At 71.7% G+C, this 16,102-nt stretch carries 17 protein-coding genes; 7 read left to right on the top strand and 10 right to left on the bottom strand.

From position 1 onward, the window contains the following. From AA23TX_RS43655 to AA23TX_RS43640, 4 genes are all read right to left on the bottom strand, one after another. Window positions 1-549, bottom strand: coding sequence for a NuoB/complex I 20 kDa subunit family protein (locus AA23TX_RS43655; RefSeq protein ID WP_155548771.1), 549 nt, complete (start codon window positions 547-549; stop codon window positions 1-3). A gap of 4 nt (window positions 550-553) precedes the next feature. Further along, entirely contained in the window at window positions 554-973 is a 420-nt protein-coding gene (locus AA23TX_RS43650; RefSeq protein ID WP_155548770.1) for an NADH-quinone oxidoreductase subunit A, read from the bottom strand. 641 nt (window positions 974-1,614) lie between these two features. Further along, window positions 1,615-2,901: a geranylgeranyl reductase family protein gene (locus tag AA23TX_RS43645; RefSeq protein ID WP_196425864.1), complete on the bottom strand. Its 1,287-nt coding sequence runs from the start codon at window positions 2,899-2,901 to the stop codon at window positions 1,615-1,617. A 10-nt stretch (window positions 2,902-2,911) separates the two neighbouring features. Further along, on the bottom strand, window positions 2,912-3,601 hold the full coding sequence (locus tag AA23TX_RS43640) for a demethylmenaquinone methyltransferase (RefSeq protein WP_155548769.1): 690 nt from the start codon (window positions 3,599-3,601) through the stop codon (window positions 2,912-2,914). A 130-nt stretch (window positions 3,602-3,731) separates the two neighbouring features. Between AA23TX_RS43640 and AA23TX_RS43635 the strand changes: the two genes are divergently transcribed. After that, window positions 3,732-4,187, top strand: coding sequence for a MarR family winged helix-turn-helix transcriptional regulator (locus tag AA23TX_RS43635; RefSeq protein WP_155548768.1), 456 nt, complete (start codon window positions 3,732-3,734; stop codon window positions 4,185-4,187). Here AA23TX_RS43635 and AA23TX_RS43630 read toward each other — a convergent pair. Beyond that, window positions 4,180-5,283: a glycosyltransferase family 4 protein gene (locus AA23TX_RS43630; RefSeq protein WP_155548767.1), complete on the bottom strand. Its 1,104-nt coding sequence runs from the start codon at window positions 5,281-5,283 to the stop codon at window positions 4,180-4,182. The genes AA23TX_RS43635 and AA23TX_RS43630 overlap by 8 nt on opposite strands. A 1-nt stretch (window position 5,284) precedes the next feature. Then, window positions 5,285-6,355: a glycosyltransferase family 4 protein gene (locus AA23TX_RS43625; RefSeq protein ID WP_277875477.1), complete on the bottom strand. Its 1,071-nt coding sequence runs from the start codon at window positions 6,353-6,355 to the stop codon at window positions 5,285-5,287. Window positions 6,356-6,532: 177 nt separating this feature from the next. Here AA23TX_RS43625 and AA23TX_RS43620 point away from each other — a divergent pair, with 177 nt between their 5' ends. Further along, complete coding sequence (locus AA23TX_RS43620; RefSeq protein ID WP_155548766.1) at window positions 6,533-7,369, top strand: inositol monophosphatase family protein; 837 nt, start codon at window positions 6,533-6,535, stop codon at window positions 7,367-7,369. Between the two features lie 352 nt (window positions 7,370-7,721). Then, on the top strand, window positions 7,722-8,318 hold the full coding sequence (locus AA23TX_RS43615) for a GNAT family N-acetyltransferase (RefSeq protein ID WP_155548765.1): 597 nt from the start codon (window positions 7,722-7,724) through the stop codon (window positions 8,316-8,318). Here the strand turns inward: AA23TX_RS43615 and AA23TX_RS43610 are convergent. The 3 genes from AA23TX_RS43610 to menD all read right to left on the bottom strand — a co-directional run bounded on the left by AA23TX_RS43610 (window position 8,245) and on the right by menD (window position 12,051). Next, window positions 8,245-8,682 (bottom strand): DUF3592 domain-containing protein, encoded by a 438-nt coding sequence (locus AA23TX_RS43610; RefSeq protein WP_155548764.1) that lies wholly within the window; start codon window positions 8,680-8,682, stop codon window positions 8,245-8,247. The genes AA23TX_RS43615 and AA23TX_RS43610 overlap by 74 nt on opposite strands. 22 nt (window positions 8,683-8,704) lie before the next feature. After that, window positions 8,705-10,222, bottom strand: coding sequence for a M1 family metallopeptidase (locus AA23TX_RS43605; RefSeq protein ID WP_155548763.1), 1,518 nt, complete (start codon window positions 10,220-10,222; stop codon window positions 8,705-8,707). Between the two features lie 152 nt (window positions 10,223-10,374). Beyond that, window positions 10,375-12,051, bottom strand: a complete 1,677-nt coding sequence (menD, locus tag AA23TX_RS43600) for a 2-succinyl-5-enolpyruvyl-6-hydroxy-3-cyclohexene-1-carboxylic-acid synthase (RefSeq protein ID WP_196425862.1) — start codon at window positions 12,049-12,051, stop codon at window positions 10,375-10,377. Between the two features lie 51 nt (window positions 12,052-12,102). Here menD and AA23TX_RS43595 point away from each other — a divergent pair, with 51 nt between their 5' ends. From AA23TX_RS43595 to AA23TX_RS43585, 4 genes are read left to right on the top strand one after another with little or no spacing between them, the layout of a single operon-like run. Continuing rightward, window positions 12,103-13,026: a 1,4-dihydroxy-2-naphthoyl-CoA synthase gene (locus tag AA23TX_RS43595; protein WP_155548761.1), complete on the top strand. Its 924-nt coding sequence runs from the start codon at window positions 12,103-12,105 to the stop codon at window positions 13,024-13,026. 1 nt (window position 13,027) lies between these two features. Then, on the top strand, window positions 13,028-14,161 hold the full coding sequence (menE, locus tag AA23TX_RS43590; protein WP_196425926.1) for an o-succinylbenzoate--CoA ligase: 1,134 nt from the start codon (window positions 13,028-13,030) through the stop codon (window positions 14,159-14,161). Between the two features lie 51 nt (window positions 14,162-14,212). Next, window positions 14,213-14,356: a hypothetical protein gene (locus AA23TX_RS49850; protein WP_196425861.1), complete on the top strand. Its 144-nt coding sequence runs from the start codon at window positions 14,213-14,215 to the stop codon at window positions 14,354-14,356. Between the two features lie 49 nt (window positions 14,357-14,405). Continuing rightward, window positions 14,406-15,275 carry a 1,4-dihydroxy-2-naphthoate polyprenyltransferase gene (locus AA23TX_RS43585; RefSeq protein WP_196425860.1) on the top strand — a complete coding sequence of 290 codons (870 nt, stop codon included), beginning with the start codon at window positions 14,406-14,408 and terminating at the stop codon, window positions 15,273-15,275. On the opposite strand, the gene AA23TX_RS43580 is transcribed toward AA23TX_RS43585, so the two are convergent. Further along, window positions 15,272-16,024, bottom strand: coding sequence for a response regulator transcription factor (locus AA23TX_RS43580; RefSeq protein ID WP_155548759.1), 753 nt, complete (start codon window positions 16,022-16,024; stop codon window positions 15,272-15,274). The genes AA23TX_RS43585 and AA23TX_RS43580 overlap by 4 nt on opposite strands. Window positions 16,025-16,102 lie beyond the last annotated feature (78 nt).

The following is a 16,102-nucleotide window of genomic DNA, read 5'->3' as shown; positions in this document are numbered from 1 at the left end:
CTACTTCTTCGCGTACTTGATCGACGACGCGACGAGCTCGGTGCGGGCCCCGCTGGCGGCGCGGATGGCGGCGCGGCGGGCGTTGATCGGCTCGTCCTGGATCTTGGCGTGCAGCTTGAGGATCGCGTCCAGCAGCATCTCCGGCCGCGGCGGGCAGCCGGGCAGGTACATGTCGACCGGCACGACGTGGTCGACCCCCTGGACGACCGCGTAGTTGTTGAACATGCCGCCGGAGGAGGCGCAGACGCCCATCGCGAGCACCCACTTGGGCTCGGCCATCTGGTCGTAGATCTGACGCAGGACCGGCGCCATCTTCTGCGTGACCCGGCCGGCGACGATCATCAGGTCGGCCTGCCGCGGCGTCGCGCTGAAGCGCTCCATGCCGAAGCGGGCGATGTCGTAGCGGGAGCCGCCGACGGTCATCATCTCGATCGCGCAGCAGGCGAGCCCGAAGGTGGCCGGCCACATCGAGTTCTTCCGCGACCAGTTGACGAGACCTTCGAGGCTGGCCAGCAGGATGCCGTTGGGGAGTTTCTCTTCGAGGCCCATGGGTCTAGTTCCAATCCAGGCCGCCGCGCCGCCACACGTAGGCGTACGCGAAGCCGACCGTCGCGATGAACAGCAGGATCTCCACCAGGCCGAACGTGCCCAGCGCGTCCGCCTGCACGGCGAACGGGTAGAGGAAGACCATCTCGATGTCGAACAGGATGAACAGCATCGCGGTGATGTAGTAGGCCACCGGCATCCGCCCGGCGCCGACGAGCGGCTGCGGGGACGGTTCGATGCCGCACTCGTAGGCCTCGAGCTTGGCCTTGTTGTAGCGGCTGGGGCCGACGAGCGGGCCCAGCAGCACCGACAACACGGCGAACGCGAGCGCCAGCACGAACAACAGGACCAGGGGCAGGTAGGGCTTCAGGCTCGGGGCCTCTTGCGCCAGCTGCACCGTGTCGGTTCGGGTCAGCAACGTCAGCACGGGGTCTTCGCCATCCTTTCCGCGCCGATGCGGTTGTGCTTGTGGTGGGGAACCGCTTGGCCTCGTCGGCACCCTAAGGGACCTGGGTCACACCGCCGAGGGTCAGGGTCTCCTTACGGCCCGTGGCTGGACCGGGAGGGAAAACACAGCTCGCTTGTGAAATAGTTCACAAGCCACTCGTCGTGGATGTGAAGGGATTCACAAAGCATGGGGGGAGTCTAGGACGCGACTCACACTCTTGTCCCTAGGCCCCCGTGTTATAAGGGTGGCCTAACTTTTCCCGCCATCGTTGTCACGGCCCGATGACGACGCGCGCACGACCTGCACGAAGACCGGTCAAGATCGGTTGGCGGCCGGACAATCCGGACGTCAGCGTGTGAGCTATCCCACTGGCCGCACGGCCAACTTGCTGGGCCACTCGTGTGTCCGCGCGCGAAAAGGCGGTGCGGCAAGGGGCATCACGCGTGCTCGGACGGGCATCACGCGTGTCTGGACGGGCATCACGCCGATGCCCGCCGGATCACGCGTGATGCCTCTCTGGTCACGCGTGATGCCCCGCGGATCACGCGTGATGCCCCGGAGCGCACGGCCGCGCGGAAAGGCCCCGGCACGGAAGTCGTGCCGGGGCCCGTGGATCCGGGTCAGCGCGGGGTGGGCGTGACCTTCGCCAGCGCCGAGATCAGGCGGTCGACGCCGTCGCCGCCCTTGGCGTCGTAGCAGCCTGACAGGCCCTTGTAGACCAGCGGCAGGAGCTTGTTGATGCGCAGCCCGTACTTCGTGCACGCGTGCATGATCTTCGGCTTGCCGATGATCTTCGCGAACACGTTCCCCAGCTGGTAGTAGCCGCCCATCAGCTCGCCGACCGCGCGCGGGTACGCCTCCAGCGCCCGCTCGCGCGAAGGCCCTTCGCGGCGGGCAAGCGCCTGCACGACGACCTCCGCGGCGATCTGAGCCGACTCCATCGCCGCCGAGATGCCTTCGCCGTTGAACGGGCTGACCATGCCGCCCGCGTCGCCGAGCAGCAGGAGGCCGTCGCGGTAGTGCGGGGTGCGGTTGAAGCCCATCGGCAGCCCGGCGCCGCCGACCTTGCCGATCGCGTTCTCCTCGCGGTAGCCCCACTCCTCGGGCGTCCCGTCGAGCCACTGGCGCAGCAGCGCGCGGTAGTCGGTGTTCCGGAACGACGCCGACGTCGACAACATGCCGAGGCCGACGTTCACCGTGCCGTCGCCGAGCGGGAACGCCCAGCCGTAGCCGGGCAGCAGCTTCGGGTCGCGCGGATCCGACTTGTCCCACAGCTCGAGGTGGCCCTCGATGAACGGGTCGTCGTGGCGCGGGCTCTTGTAGTACTGGCGCACCGCCACGCCCATCGGGCGCTTCTCGTTCTTCTGGATGCCGACGCTCAGCGCGAGCCGCGCGGACACGCCGTCGCAGGCCAGGACCAGCGGCGCGCGGTAGTTGACCGGCGTCCGTTCCGGGCCGACCTTCGCCTCGACGCCGACCACGCGCCCGCTCGCGCTGGTGATCGCGCCGGTGACGGTCGTGCGCTCGTACAGCCGGGCACCGGCCTTCACCGCGAGCTTCGCGAGCAGGTCGTCGAAGTCGTGGCGGGTGCGGGAAACGCCGTACGGCGGGTAGCTCGTCAGGTCCGGCCAGTCGAGCTCCAGCGTCAGGTCGCCGGTGAGGATCCGCAGGCCGCGGCTGTGCACCCAGCCCGCGTCCTCGCTGGTGTCGATGCCCAGGTCGATCAGCTGCTTGACGCCGCGCGGGGTCAAGCCGTCCCCGCAGACCTTCTCGCGGGGGAACTCGGTCTTCTCCAGCAGGAGGACGTCGACGCCCGCGCGGGCCAGGTAGGTGGCCACGGTGGACCCAGCGGGTCCGGCGCCGACGACGATGACTTCGGCGTCCTGGTCTGCGGTGCGTCGCGTCATGAACGCGAGTTTATGCAGGCTTGCGCGCGCGGTGGATCGCCACGACGCCGAATGTGAGGTTCAACCACTCGACGTCGGCCCAGCCCGCGCTCGCGATGATCTCGCCGAGCGTGCGCTGGTCCGGCCACGCCAGCATGGATTCGGCCAGGTAGGAGTAGGCCTCGGGGTTCGACGACGTCCGCTTGCCGACCCAGGTCAGCAGCTTCAGCATGAACCGCCGGTGAATGAACCGGATCGGGGCGAACGGCGGGGTCGAGACCTCGCAGATCACCAGCCGGCCGCCCGGCTTGACCACGCGGGCGATCTCGGTCAGCGCGGCCTTCGTGTCGACGAAGTTGCGCAGCGCCAGCGAGATCGTCACGGCGTCGAAGCTCTCGTCGGCGAACGGCAGGTTGAGCGCGTCCGCCGCGACCATCGGGACGTTGCGGTGCAGCCCGGCGCGCAGCATGCCGAAGGAGAAGTCCGCGGCCAGGCACCAGGCACCGCCACGGGCGTACTCGACGGTGGACACCCCGGTGCCGGCGGCGAGGTCCAGGACCTTCTCGCCGCTTCGGGCGTCGAGCACGCGGGCGGTGGTGGTGCGCCAGCGGCGGTCGAAGCCGAAGGTCATGAACGAGTTCGCCCGGTCGTACCCGTCCGCGACACCGTCGAACATGGCGGCGACTTCGTGCGGGTCCTTGTCCAGGCTTGCGCGTGACATGGCTTGAGATTAGTCGGGCCGTCGGACGAACGTCGCCAGCACCAGCCAGCGAGGTGAAGGCGCGGGAAAAGGTTCAGGCCATAAATGATTACACTGGTGTAATCGATCGCCGACGATTACCGTCCCGGCCATGGAAGCTCCCCCGTCCGGCAGCGCGTTCCTGCTCGCGCAGGTCGGCGCGCACGCGGCGATGCGGTTCACCGAGCGGATCGGTGCGCTGGACCTGACGCCGCCGCAGGTCGGGCTGCTGCGGCTCGTCGCGTCGCGGCCCGGGCAGAGCCAGCAGGCGCTGGCCAAGCAGCTCGGCACGCCGGCGACGCGGCTCGTCCCGCTCGTCGACGGCCTGGAGAAGCGCGGCCTGATCGAGCGTCGCCGCAACGCCGAAGACCGGCGGCTCTACGCGCTGGAGCTGAGTGAGGACGGCCGCGCCCTGATGGGCCAGGTCGCCCGGGCGGCGGCGTCCCACGACCGCACGATCACCGCGGTGCTCACCGAGGACGAGCGCGCGACCCTCCACGCCCTCCTGACGAAGATCGCCGACGACCAAGGTCTCACCCCCGGCGACGCGCGGGGGCGGCTCAGCTGAACGCCGCCAGCATCCCGGCGACCGACGCGGGCCAGGTGAACTCCTCCGCCCGGGCCCGGGCCGCCGCGCGGCGCAGGTCCTCGGGGCTCTCCAGCAGGTCCGTCACCGCCGTGGCGAACGCGGGCGCGTGGTCGTCCACCGCCGCGCCGCAGCCCGGCCGCACGATCTCGCGCAGCGCCGACGACGCCGACACCACCACCGGCGTCCCGGACGCCAGTGCCTCCAGCGCGGCCAGCCCGAACGTCTCGTGCGGGCCGGGCGCCAGGGAGACGTCCGCGCTGGCCAGCAGCCGTGCGACGTCGCCGCGGCCGGACAGGAACCCCAGGAACGTCACCGGCAGACCCCGCGCCCGCCTCTCCAGCGCGCGCCGTCGTGGCCCGTCCCCGGCGACGACCAGCCGGACCCGCGCGCCGGCCTCGGTCAGCTCGGCGACGGTGTCCACGCTGCGCTCCACGTGCTTCTCCGGCGACAGGCGTCCACAGTGGACGAGCAGCGCGTCCGCTCCCCCGGCGAGGCCGGCGCGCCAGCCGTCGTCGCGCATGGCGGGCCGGAACGTCGCCAGGTCGACGCCGAGCGGCACGCGGTGGACGTTCGGCGCCTCGATCCGGTCGAACTCCGCGCGCGCGAACGCCGTCGTGCAGACGACCGTGTCGTAGCTCGCGGCCATCCGGCGGTTCGCGACGTCGGCGACGCGCCGCGCCACCGGCTCGGGCAGCAGGAACTGCTCCAGCAGCCGGTCGAGGCGCTCGTGGGAGATGACCGTGCTCGGGACGCCGTGGCGCCGCGCCCAGCCGCCCATCCCCCGCAGCGTCAGCCGGTCCGACACCTCGAGCCGGTCGGGTTCGAGTCTTCGCAGGACCGAGCGGACGCGGTGCGGGTCGACGGCGCGGTAGCCGCCGGTGCCCGGGATCTTCGGCGCCGGCAGGGAAAAGCGGCGCACGCCGGTCGGCAGGACCTCGTCGGCGTACCGGGTGCCGGGCACCACGAGCGTCACCTCGTGCCCGCTCGCGACATACCCGGCGCCGAGGTGGTGCAACGCCGTGCGCAGCCCGCCCGAGCGCGGCCCGTAGAAGTTCGCGAGCTGGACGATGTGCATGTCAGGCCGCGCGGGCGGCCCGGCCCTGCACGGCTTCGTAGTGCCCCATCAGCTCGCGGCAGATGGCGGGCCAGGTGCGGCCCAGCACCACCTTGCGCGCCTTCTCGCCGAGCCGCGCCCGCAAAGCGGGGTCGCGCAGGGCATCGACCTTCTCGATGAGCGCCGGGCCGAACCCCTCGCGGTCCGCGGGCAGCAGGTAGCCGGTGCGGCCGGGCAGGACGAGGTCCTTCGGGCCGCCCGCGTCCGGCGCGAGCACCGGCAGCCCGGACGCCATCGCCTCCTGCACCGCCTGGCAGAACGTCTCGTGCGGACCGGTGTGGACGAAGACGTCGAAGCTCGCGTACGCCTTCGAGAGCTCGTCGCCGTACTTCGCGCCGAGGAAGGCGGCGCCGGGCAGCTGCTCCCTGAGGTTTTCCAGTTCGGGGCCGTCGCCGACGACGACCAGGCGGACCCCCGGCATCCCGGCGAGCGCGGCGAGGCGGTCGACCTCCTTCTCGGGCGCGAGCCGTCCGACGAACCCGACGAGCAGCTCGCCGTCGGGTGCCAGCTCGGCCCGCAGAGCCGGGTCGGCGTGGTCCGGGGAGAACCGCTCGATGTCGACGCCGCGTGCCCAGCGGTGCACGCGCGGGACGCCGTGCAGCTCCAGCTGCTCGACCGCGTCGCTGGACGGCGCCAGCGTCCGGTCGGCGCGGGAGTGCAGCCGGCGCACCCAGCGCCACGCGGCCCGCGCGGCGATGCCGAAGCCGTACGCGGCGGCGAACCCGGCGATGTCGGTCTGGTAGACGGCGATCGACGGGACGCGCAGGCGTCTCGCGGCGGCCAGCCCGCGCGCCCCGACGACGAACGGCGAGGCCAGGTGCACGACGTCCGGGCCGAACGCGGCGAGCGCGTTGAGCACCGTGCGCGTCGGCACGCCGATCGGCAGGGAGTTGACGCCGGGGAAGTCCAGCGCGGGGATCCGGACGACCGGGGCGCCGCGGTAGGAGTCCGGGCCGGGACCGGGGGCGATGATCAGCACGTCGTGGGCGCGTTCGCGCAGGTGCTCGACGACCCGCAGGACGGAGTTGGTCACGCCGTTCACCTGGGGCAGGAAACTTTCGGTGACTATGGCGACTCGCACGTCTTGGACGATCGCACCCGATCCTGGCGGCGGCGTGACACTGCGGCCAACGCTGCCGGAACAGATCCGCCACGACATGTCATCTCAAGGTCGTGTCCCGGAAACCAGGGTGACCCAGACTAAGCAGGCATGACCCTCTTGTCCTCCCGGCCGCCGCGGCCCGTCGAGCCCGGCCTGCTGTCGAGGGCGCTCGAAGTGGCCGGACGGCTGGCCAACGACGCCACCGACGTGATCACCGCGACCGCCGGCCGCGGCGCCCACCCGTCGACGCTGGACTCGCCCTTCGACTGGGTCACCGACACCGACCGCATCCTGGAGCGCCACACGCGGCGCGTCCTGACGGCCGAGTTCCCGGGCATCCCGGTGGTCGGCCACGAGTTCGGCGCGGACCACGGCGCGGACGTCGCCGAGTACCGCTGGGTGGTGGACTCGGTGGACGGCACGGCGAACTACGTGGCGGGGGTGCCGTGGTGCGCGTACAGCCTGGCACTGGTGGACGCGGCGGGGCCGGTGGTGGGGGGGGTGGCGGACCCGTACCGAGCTCAGATCTACGCGGCGGCGCGCGGACGAGGGGCCCGCGCGAACGGCAAGCCGGTCAAGCTGGTGGACCGCTGCGTGACAGCGGGCGCGCTGGTGTGCACGGAGTTCGCACGGAGAGGCCCGTGGCCGGGAATGGGCGGCTTCATCGAGCGCGCGGCGGCGGCGCACGCCGGGGTGCGGGTGCTGGGATCGGCGGCGTTGTCGATCGCCCAGGTAGCGCTGGGCCACGCGGCGGCAGCGGTGCTGCACAGCTACCACGAGTGGGACGTGGCCGGCTCGGTGGCGATGGCGATCGAGGCGGGAGCGGTGGTGCTGGACAAGCACGGAGAGGACACGGCGTTGCCGACCGACGGGCTGCTGGTCGCGGCCCCGGGGGTGGCGGACGAGGTACTGGGCTGGTGGCAGGAGACGGCCGGGACGGGCTGAGTTGTCCACATCGGGTCCGGCTATCCACAGATTCGCCGCATCACCCTTTCGTGAAGCCCCCCACCGATAGACTGGAGCAGGGAACGCCCCCCAGGGTGTGGCGGGGGAATGTCTGGTCAGGGGAGGCCCGGCAGCGACCGCCCTGGACCCGCGACCGCCCCTCGTCCCAGCCGCAGTCAGCACCGGAGACCCCGGGTCAAGGGTGAGCGAAGCTCATCGCGAAGCGACGCCGAAGGCGCCCTTGAGGCCGGGTCTCCGGTGTTGAACAATCGAGCGACGAAGAGCGGGAGAACCTCGGAAGGCTCCGACCGCCCCCGGCAAATCGGGTTGCGGCCGCTGTGAGGATCGGAAGATGCCGACCCTCCACACCCAGCGGCTCACCCTCGTACCCCTCGCCGACGAGCACCTCGACCTGGAACACGAACTCGACTCCGACCCCGAAGTCATGCGCTACCTCACCGCCCGGCCCTCGACCCGCGCCGAGGTCGAACGAGCCCACCGGCGCCGGATAGCCACCGCACCCGGGTTCGGGTTCTGGATGGGCTTCGCCGGCGACGACTTCGCCGGCTGGTGGATCCTGCGCCCACCCCAGGGCCCGGACCAGCCGTACGGCGAAGGCGAAGCCGAACTCGGCTACCGCCTGCTGCGCCGCCAATGGCGAAAGGGCTACGCCCGCGAAGGCTCACTCGAACTGATCCGCTACGGCTTCGAAGAACTGGGCCTGGACCGCATCTACGCCCAGACAATGGCCGTCAACACCCCGTCCCGCGCGACGATGACCTCAGCCGGGCTCACCTTCAAGAGGGCGTTCACCTCGGCCGCCGACTACGACGACCCGGTCGAAGGCTCCGAGCAGGGCGAAGTCGAATACGAGATCACGCGGGAACGGTGGCTCGCTTCTCCACCCGGCGGATCCACCACAGCACCGGCCCCGCCACCAGCCACGTGAAGAGCACGAAGCTCCCCAGCGGCAGCAACGTCAGAGCCGCCGACCGCCCCGCCACCCGGGCCAGCTCCGGATCGGAAGCGTCGTACTCGATCCGCACCAGCTGACCGGCCGCCAGCCCGTCCGGGTACAGCACTCCGTTCGCCGGGCTGTGGACGATGCCGTCCGGGGTCTCGAAGTGGATGATCGTGCGGTCGAACGCCACCGAGTCCACCGTCGCGTTCGCCGTGCCGAGCTGGCCCTGGATCGCGCCGTCGTTGCGGATCGCCGCGAACAGGAGGCAGACGCACATCACGGTGAGGAGCGAGGCGACGCCGAGGGTGACCCACCACCCGACGCGCCTCACCCGCTCACCTCTCGTGCTCACGCCGCGAGCGTAGCGGTCCCGCTCAGTGCGCGTGTTCGGCGGCGAGATTCCGGTGGTTCGCCTGGATCTGGTCGTACGACTTCGGCTTCACGGACGCCGAACGCGCCGTGAACGCGGCGGGCGAAGCGCCGTTCGGGCCGACCGCCGGCTTGCCCGCCGTGTACAGCCACGTCTGGAACAGGTCGTACAGCGGCTTGCCCGAAACCTTCTCGGCCAGCGCGATGAACTCCTGGATGCGCCCGTGCGACCCGCCCTTCTGGACCTGCCAGGTCTGCAGGATCTTGAAGAACGCTTCGTCGCCGACGGCCGTCCGCAGCGCCTGCAGCGTCAGCGCGCCGCGGTCGTACACGGCGTTGTCGAACTGGTTGTCCGCGCCCGGGTCGGCCGGGACGAGCTTCCACAGGTCGCCGTCGGCCGGGTTGGAGTCGTACGTGTACTGCGCGAGCTCGGCGACCGAACCCTCGCCCTCGTGCTCCGACCAGAGCCACTCGGCGTACGACGCGAAGCCCTCGTTCAGCCAGATGTCGCTCCAGCGGCCGAGCGAGACGTTGTCGCCGAACCACTGGTGGGCGTTCTCGTGCGCGATCAGCGTCGTGTTGGAGCCCGCGCGGAAGTTGCGCGCGCCGTAGGTCGGCCGGGTCTGGTTCTCCAGCGAGAACGTGATGCCGCTGGTCACGACGCCGCCCTCGGCCTCGAACGGGTACGGCCCGAACTGCGTCGCCAGGAACGCGTCGATCTCCGGCGTCCGCTCGACGCTGGCCTTCGCCGCGTACAGCGAGTCGCCCAGGTCGGACCCGTACGCCGTGATGAACGGCTTGCCGTCCGGCGTCGTCGACTGGTTCAGCTCGTACTTGCCGACGATGAACGACGTCAGGTACGTGGCCTGCGGCTTCGTGCTGCGCCACTGCCAGCGGGTCCAGCCGGCGCGTTGCTTCGTGGTGCGGACCAGCGTGCCGTTGGTGACGGCGACGTTGTCGTCCGGAGCCTCGATGGTGACGTCGTAGGTCGCCTTGTCGGTCGGGTGGTCGTTGGCCGGGAACCACCACGCGGAGCTCTGCGGCTCGTCGACGCCGAGCGCGCCGAAGGAGCCCTTCTTCCACGCGTTGAGCCCGTCGACCTTTTCGGTGGACGGGGTGTCCGAGTAGGCGACGACGACGGTCGCGGTCTGGCCCTTGAGCAGCGGCTGCGCCGGCGTGACGACGAGTTCGCCGTTGCCGTTCTGGTTCGCGAACTGCGCGGGGCGGTTGTTGACCAGGACGCTCGACGCCTTGAGCGCGAAGTCCAGGTCGAACCGCGAAAGGTCCTGCGTGGCGGTGAGCAGCAGCGTGGTGGTGCCGGCGAGGACGTCGGTCGCGGGCTGGTAGGTCAGCCGGATGTCGTAGTGCAGCACGTCCGTCCCGCCGTTGCCGGCGTTCGGGTAGTACGAGTCACCGACGCCGGGAGCACCGGGCGCCGGGGCCGCACTGGCGGTACCGGCGAGCAGCACCGAGGCGACCCCGGCCGCGAGCACACCGAGGCCGGTGCGAGTTCTTGCACGCATTCGAATCCCTCCAACGGGTGAGGATCAGCGCGCTCGAACGTAGCCAGCCAAGGAGGTGCCAGGTACAGCCAAAGGAAGGTTCTTGCCTACTGGGATCAAGATCGGAAACCGCTTGACGTGCCGTTTTCCACCGAGACGGCCGTGTCGATCCGTCAGACCGCCGAAACCGCGCTCGACACCGCCGCCCGCAGGCGTCCGTGCAGGTCGCGGTGCCGGGAGCGGTCCACCCGGACCTCGACGACACGCAGCCCCGGCGCCGGCCGCAGGGCCGCGCGGAACTCCGTCAGCGTCTCAGCCACCACGTGCGGGACCCGGTACCCCGCGCACAACGCGCCCAGGTCCGCGCCGTGCGGGGTCCCGAACACCCGCTCGAAGCTCGCCGCGTGCTCCGGCGCGCCCTGCTCCAGCAGGGAAAAGATGCCGCCGCCGTCGTCGTTGCACACCACGATCGTCAGGTCCGGGCGCTGCTCCGCCGGGCCCGTCAGCAGACCCGACGCGTCGTGCAGGAACGTCAGGTCGCCCAGCAGCGCGTACGACGGCCCGCGGTGGACGTACGCCGCGCCGATCGCCGTCGAGACCGTGCCGTCGATGCCCGCCACCCCGCGGTTGCGGTGCACCAGGACGTCCGCGCGCAGCCGGCCGGCCAGCGCCACGTCCCGCGTCGGGTTCGACGAGCCCACCACCAGCAGCGAGTCCGGGGGCAGCGCGTCGACCAGCTCGGACGCCACCCGCAGCCCCGACGGCCACGGCTCCGTATCCAGCATCGACGTCACCGCCGACGACGCCGCCGCGTCCGCCCGGCGCCAGCTCGCCAGCCACTCCGGGTCGGCCGGCTTGGTCGGCTCGTCGAACCACTGCCCGACCTGCCGGACGTTGTGCGCGGGCGCCGGCCAGTCCGAGTCCGGGCGCACCAGCAGGACCTCGACCGACGGGTCCGAGATCACCTTCTGGATCTGCCGGAACACCGTCGGCCGGCCGAGGCACAGCACCTGCTCCGGCTTGTGCTTCGCGATGAACTCCTCGACGCCCAGCAGCCACGCGCCGGACGAGATCGCCGTGCCGCCCGACAGCCCCAGCCCGCCGGTCTCCGACACCACCGGCCAGCCGTGCTGCTCGGCCCACTCGCTGGCCGCCTGGACGCCGGTGTCGCACGCGATCACCAGGCCGTGGCGCGCCGAGGGCACCACGAACGACGGCAGCGCGCCGAAGTCCGGCAGCTCGGTCCAGCGGGAGCCGTCGGGACGGCCGTCGAGGGACTCGTACCACTCGCCGTCATCGTCCGGATCGGGCACGAGCGGCTCGCGGAAGGGGATGTTCAGGTGCACCGGCCCGCAGCGCCACTCGCCGTAGGCGGCGTTCCACGCCCGGCAGATCTGGCTGCGCCAGTACGAGTTCTGGCCGGCCCGCCGCTCGGCGACGGCCAGCTCGTCGAAGTAGCGGATCGCGTTGCCGTAGAGCTGGTGCTGGTCGATGACCTGGGACGCCCCGGCCGCGCGCAGCTCCGGCGGCCGGTCGGCGGTCAGGACGATCAGCGGGACGCCGGCGCGGTCGGCCTCGAGAACGGCGGGGTGGAAGTTCGCGGCCGCGGTGCCGGACGTGCAGAGCACGGCCACCGGACGGCCGGTGCGGGCGGCGATGCCGAGCGCGAGGAAGGCGGCCCCGCGCTCGTCGATGCGGACGTGGAGCTGGAGCTTCCCGGCCGCCGCCGCGTCATAGAGCGCGATCGACAGCGGCGCGTTGCGGGAGCCCGGGCAGAGGACGACGTGCGAAACGGTGTTGCGGACGAGTTCGTCGACGATCACCCTGGCCTGCGCGGTGGAAGGGTTCACCGGCAGGCTCCAAGCAGATCACAAGTGTCCACAGGTCCTATTCTCCCAAACGTGGATGACGCCCGAGTTTCCGAGCTGTTCGACCCGGCCGCGTGGACCGAGGTCGACGGTTTCGCCTTCACCGACATCACCTACCACCGTTCCGCCGAGAACCGCGGTGGCAAACGCGTGGTGCGCATCGCGTTCGACCGTCCGGAGGTCCGCAACGCCTTCCGGCCGCACACCGTCGACGAGCTCTACCGGGCGCTGGACCACGCCCGGATGAGCTCGGACGTCGGCTGCGTCCTGCTCACCGGCAACGGCCCCTCGCCCAAGGACGGCGGGTGGGCGTTCTGCTCCGGTGGTGACCAGCGTATTCGCGGACGCTCCGGGTATCAGTACGCGAGCGGCGAGACCTCCGACACGGTGGACCCCGCGCGGGCCGGCCGGCTGCACATCCTCGAGGTCCAGCGGCTGATCCGGTTCCTGCCGAAACCGGTGATCGCGGTCGTGCCGGGCTGGGCCGCGGGCGGCGGGCACTCCCTGCACGTCGTGTGCGATCTCACGCTCGCCTCGGCCGAGCACGCGAAGTTCAAGCAGACCGACGCCGACGTCGGCTCGTTCGACGGCGGCTACGGCTCGGCCTACCTGGCGAAGATGGTCGGGCAGAAGTTCGCTCGCGAGATCTTCTTCCTCGGCCGCGAGTACTCCGCCGAGCAGATGCACCAGATGGGCGCGGTCAACGCCGTCGTCCCGCACGCGGATCTCGAAAAAGAGGCCCTGACCTGGGCCTGGGAGATCACCCGCAAGTCGCCGACGGCCCAGCGGATGCTCAAGTACGCGTTCAACCTCACCGACGACGGCATGGTCGGCCAGCAGCTGTTCGCCGGCGAGACCACCCGGCTGGCGTACATGCAGGACGAAGCCGTCGAAGGCCGTGACGCCTTCCTCCAGAAGCGTGACCCCGACTTCAAGGACGTCCCCTATTACTACTGAGCTGCTCCCGATCGAGCTCGACGGCTCCGCGGAGTCGCTCGAAGCCCTCACCAGGGCCATCGCCGACGCGCTGGGCGGCGGCCGGGCCGTGCTGCCCTTCACCGACCCCGCGCTGCGCGATGCCATGAAGCCGGGCGAGCCCGCCGAGGCGGACACCGCCGTGGTCATCGCCACTTCGGGCTCGACCGGCGCGCCCAAGGGTGTGCTGCTCTCGGCCCGCGCGCTGGTCGCGTCCGCCGAGGCCACGCACGCGCGGCTCGGCGGCCCCGGTCACTGGCTGCTGGCCACCCCGGCGCACTACATCGGCGGCCTGCAGGTGCTGGTCCGGTCGCTGCTGGCCGGCACCACCCCGGCGCTGCTCACCGGCCAGGGCTTCCGGCCGGACGACTTCGCGGCCGCGGCGGCGCGGCTCAAGAGCGGCCCGCGGTACACAGCGCTCGTGCCGACCCAGCTGGTCCGGCTCCTCGACGACGGCGGCGCCGGGCTGGCCGCGGCGAAGGCGTTCGACGCGATCGTGGTCGGCGCGGCCGCGACGTCGGCGGCCCTGCGCGAGCGCGCGGCCGACGCCGGCGTCCGGATCGTGCCCGCCTACGGGATGAGCGAGACGGCCAGCGGCTGCGTCTACGACGGCTTCCCGCTCGACGGCGTCCGCGTCGACCTCGACGGCGGCCGGATCCGCATCGCCGGCGACGTCCTCGCGCACGGCTACCGCCTGCGTCCGGACCTGACCGCGGAGTCCTTCGACGGCGGCTGGTTCACGACGTCCGACCGTGGGGTTCGTCACGACGACGGCCGGATCGAGGTCCTCGGCCGGGCCGACGACATGATCAACACCGGCGGCGTGAAGGTGTCGGCGAACGCGATCGAGCGGGTGCTCGGCGCCCAGCCGGGCGTGCGCGACGCCTGCGTCGTCGGCCTGCCGGACCCGGAGTGGGGCGAGGCCGTGGTGGCGCTGGTCGTCCCGGAGGGTGAACCTCGGGAAGCGGACGAACTGCGCGCCGCCGTCCGGGCCGAGCTGGGTGCGGCGGCCACGCCGAAACGCGTCGAATACGGCGCTGAGCTGCCCCTTCGCGGGCCGGGCAAGATCGACCGCGCGGCGGTGAAAGCGAGACTTCAGTCGGGTTTGAGCGGCTGAATGGCGGCACTTCGTTGACATGTACGGCGTGCACCCGCTTGGCTACTCACCATGACGCGCTGGATGAGAACGGCCCTCGTCGGGACCGCCGTCACACTGGGGCTCCTGCTTCCCGTGGGCGCCGCACTGGCCGACCCGCCCGGAGCGGATCCCAACAGCGGCACGCTCACCTGGCAGCTGCCGACCACGGACTGACTTCGCGGGCTCTCGCTCGCGGGTGATCACCATGGCGTTGAATGGCGCCATGGCGAGCTTGAGCGAGTGGATCGAAGGGGCGCGGCCCCGGACGCTGCCGAACGCGGTGGCGCCGGTGGTGGCGGGCGTCGGCGCGGCGATCGCGCTGGACGCGTTCTCGTGGTGGCGCTCGGCCTTGGCGCTGCTGGTCTCCCTCTCGCTGATCGTCGGCGTCAACTACGCCAACGACTACTCCGACGGCATCCGCGGCACCGACGAGAACCGCGTCGGCCCGTTGCGGCTGGTCGGTTCGGGTGTCGCCGCGCCGAAGGCCGTGCTGACCGCGGCGCTGGTCGCGCTGGGCCTCGCCGGGGTGCTGGGCCTGGTGCTCGTCGCCCTCAGCGGGCTCTGGTGGCTGCTCGCGATGGGCGCGGTCTGCATCCTCGGCGCGTGGTTCTACACCGGCGGCAAGAAGCCCTACGGCTACTACGGTTTCGGTGAGATCGCCGTGTTCGTGTTCTTCGGGCTGGCCGGCGTCCTCGGCACGGTGTACGTCCAGGCGGGCCGGGTCAGCTGGGCCGCGCTGGCGGGCGCGGTCGCGGTCGGCAGCTTCTCGACGGCGGTGCTGACGGCCAACAACCTGCGCGACATCCCGACCGACGTCGAGTCCGGCAAGCGCACGCTCGCGACCCGCCTCGGGGACGGCGGAACGCGGCGGCTGTACCTGACGCTGATCGCGGTGCCGTACGTCCTGAGCGTCGTGCTCGGGATCTTCCACCCGCTGGTGCTGATCACCCTGCTGACGGCACCGATGCTGCTGAAGTCGGTCCGCGCGGTCGCCGGCGGCGCCCACGGGCGCGAGCTGATCCCGGCGTTGCGGGACACGGGCCTGGCGATGCTCGCCTGGGCGGTGCTGGCCGCGGTCGCGCTGAGCTTCTAGACCTCGATCAGCCGCAGGTCGTGGGCGGCGACGAGGGCCGCGGTGCGCGTGTGCACCCGCAGCTTGCGGAACAGCGCGCCCTGCAGGTTTTCCACCGTCCGCGCCGAGATCCCCAGCTCCGACGCCGTCTGCCGGGTCGTGTGGCCGGCGCCGATGGCCGCCAGGATCTCGCGCTCCCGCCGCGTCAGCGACAACGGGTACGGCCCCGGCAGCTCGGCCGGCGCACCGACCAGGCCGAGCCGGACGGCGTGGGCGACCGCGTGCGCCTGGCTGTGGACGTCGAGCTTCGCGAAGATCTGCTGCTTGTGGTTCTCGACGGTCCGCGGGCTGATCCCCAGCACCGCCGCGGCCTGCCGCGGGGTGTGACCGGCGCCGATGAGGCACAGCACCTGCCGCTCCCGCGTGGTCAGCGCCGGCGTCCGGGCGCCGGCCTGCTTGATGACGTCGAGCAGGACCCGCAGGCCGCTGCCGTACGGCACGACGGCGGCCGTCCCCGCGCTCGTGGGTCCGCCGTCGCCCAGGCCGACCAGCCGGACCGGCGCGGGCAAGGGATCCGAGCCGCCCGCGTCGGCTTCGAAGACGGCGACGTCCGGGGTCCGGCCCGCGCACACTTCGGCCAGCCGGGTCCGGGACGGCACGGTCCCCACGACGGCGACGCCGGGGACGCGCGCCAGGTTCTCCGCGAGCAGCTCGCGGAACAGGCGGTTGCCGTGCTGCACCACGACGCGTACGGCGGGCTTCGTCGCCATGCCCTACCTCGATCCGGTCGGCTCCCCTCGCGAACCGCCCGTTCGACAGTTTCGCACACCCGCCCGCGAAAGGGTCTG

Origin of the sequence: Amycolatopsis camponoti (assembly GCF_902497555.1) — a bacterium.
Lineage (GTDB): Bacteria > Actinomycetota > Actinomycetes > Mycobacteriales > Pseudonocardiaceae > Amycolatopsis > Amycolatopsis camponoti.
The sequence above is the reverse complement of the archived record's forward strand: the minus strand, read 5'-3'. Positions and strand labels throughout refer to the sequence as shown.

Bases quoted from the DNA above. Each gene is read 5' to 3' on its own strand.
- AA23TX_RS43655 (WP_155548771.1), bottom strand. From the start codon at position 549: ATGGGCCTCGAAGAGAAACTCCCCAACGGCATCCTGCTGGCCAGCCTC.
- AA23TX_RS43645 (WP_196425864.1), bottom strand. From the start codon at position 2,901: ATGACGCGACGCACCGCAGACCAGGACGCCGAAGTCATCGTCGTCGGC.
- AA23TX_RS43640 (WP_155548769.1), bottom strand. From the start codon at position 3,601: ATGTCACGCGCAAGCCTGGACAAGGACCCGCACGAAGTCGCCGCCATG.
- AA23TX_RS43635 (WP_155548768.1), top strand. From the start codon at position 3,732: ATGGAAGCTCCCCCGTCCGGCAGCGCGTTCCTGCTCGCGCAGGTCGGC.
- AA23TX_RS43630 (WP_155548767.1), bottom strand. From the start codon at position 5,283: ATGCACATCGTCCAGCTCGCGAACTTCTACGGGCCGCGCTCGGGCGGG.
- AA23TX_RS43620 (WP_155548766.1), top strand. From the start codon at position 6,533: ATGACCCTCTTGTCCTCCCGGCCGCCGCGGCCCGTCGAGCCCGGCCTG.
- AA23TX_RS43615 (WP_155548765.1), top strand. From the start codon at position 7,722: ATGCCGACCCTCCACACCCAGCGGCTCACCCTCGTACCCCTCGCCGAC.
- AA23TX_RS43605 (WP_155548763.1), bottom strand. From the start codon at position 10,222: ATGCGTGCAAGAACTCGCACCGGCCTCGGTGTGCTCGCGGCCGGGGTC.
- AA23TX_RS49850 (WP_196425861.1), top strand. From the start codon at position 14,213: ATGACGCGCTGGATGAGAACGGCCCTCGTCGGGACCGCCGTCACACTG.
- AA23TX_RS43585 (WP_196425860.1), top strand. From the start codon at position 14,406: ATGGCGAGCTTGAGCGAGTGGATCGAAGGGGCGCGGCCCCGGACGCTG.
- AA23TX_RS43580 (WP_155548759.1), bottom strand. From the start codon at position 16,024: ATGGCGACGAAGCCCGCCGTACGCGTCGTGGTGCAGCACGGCAACCGC.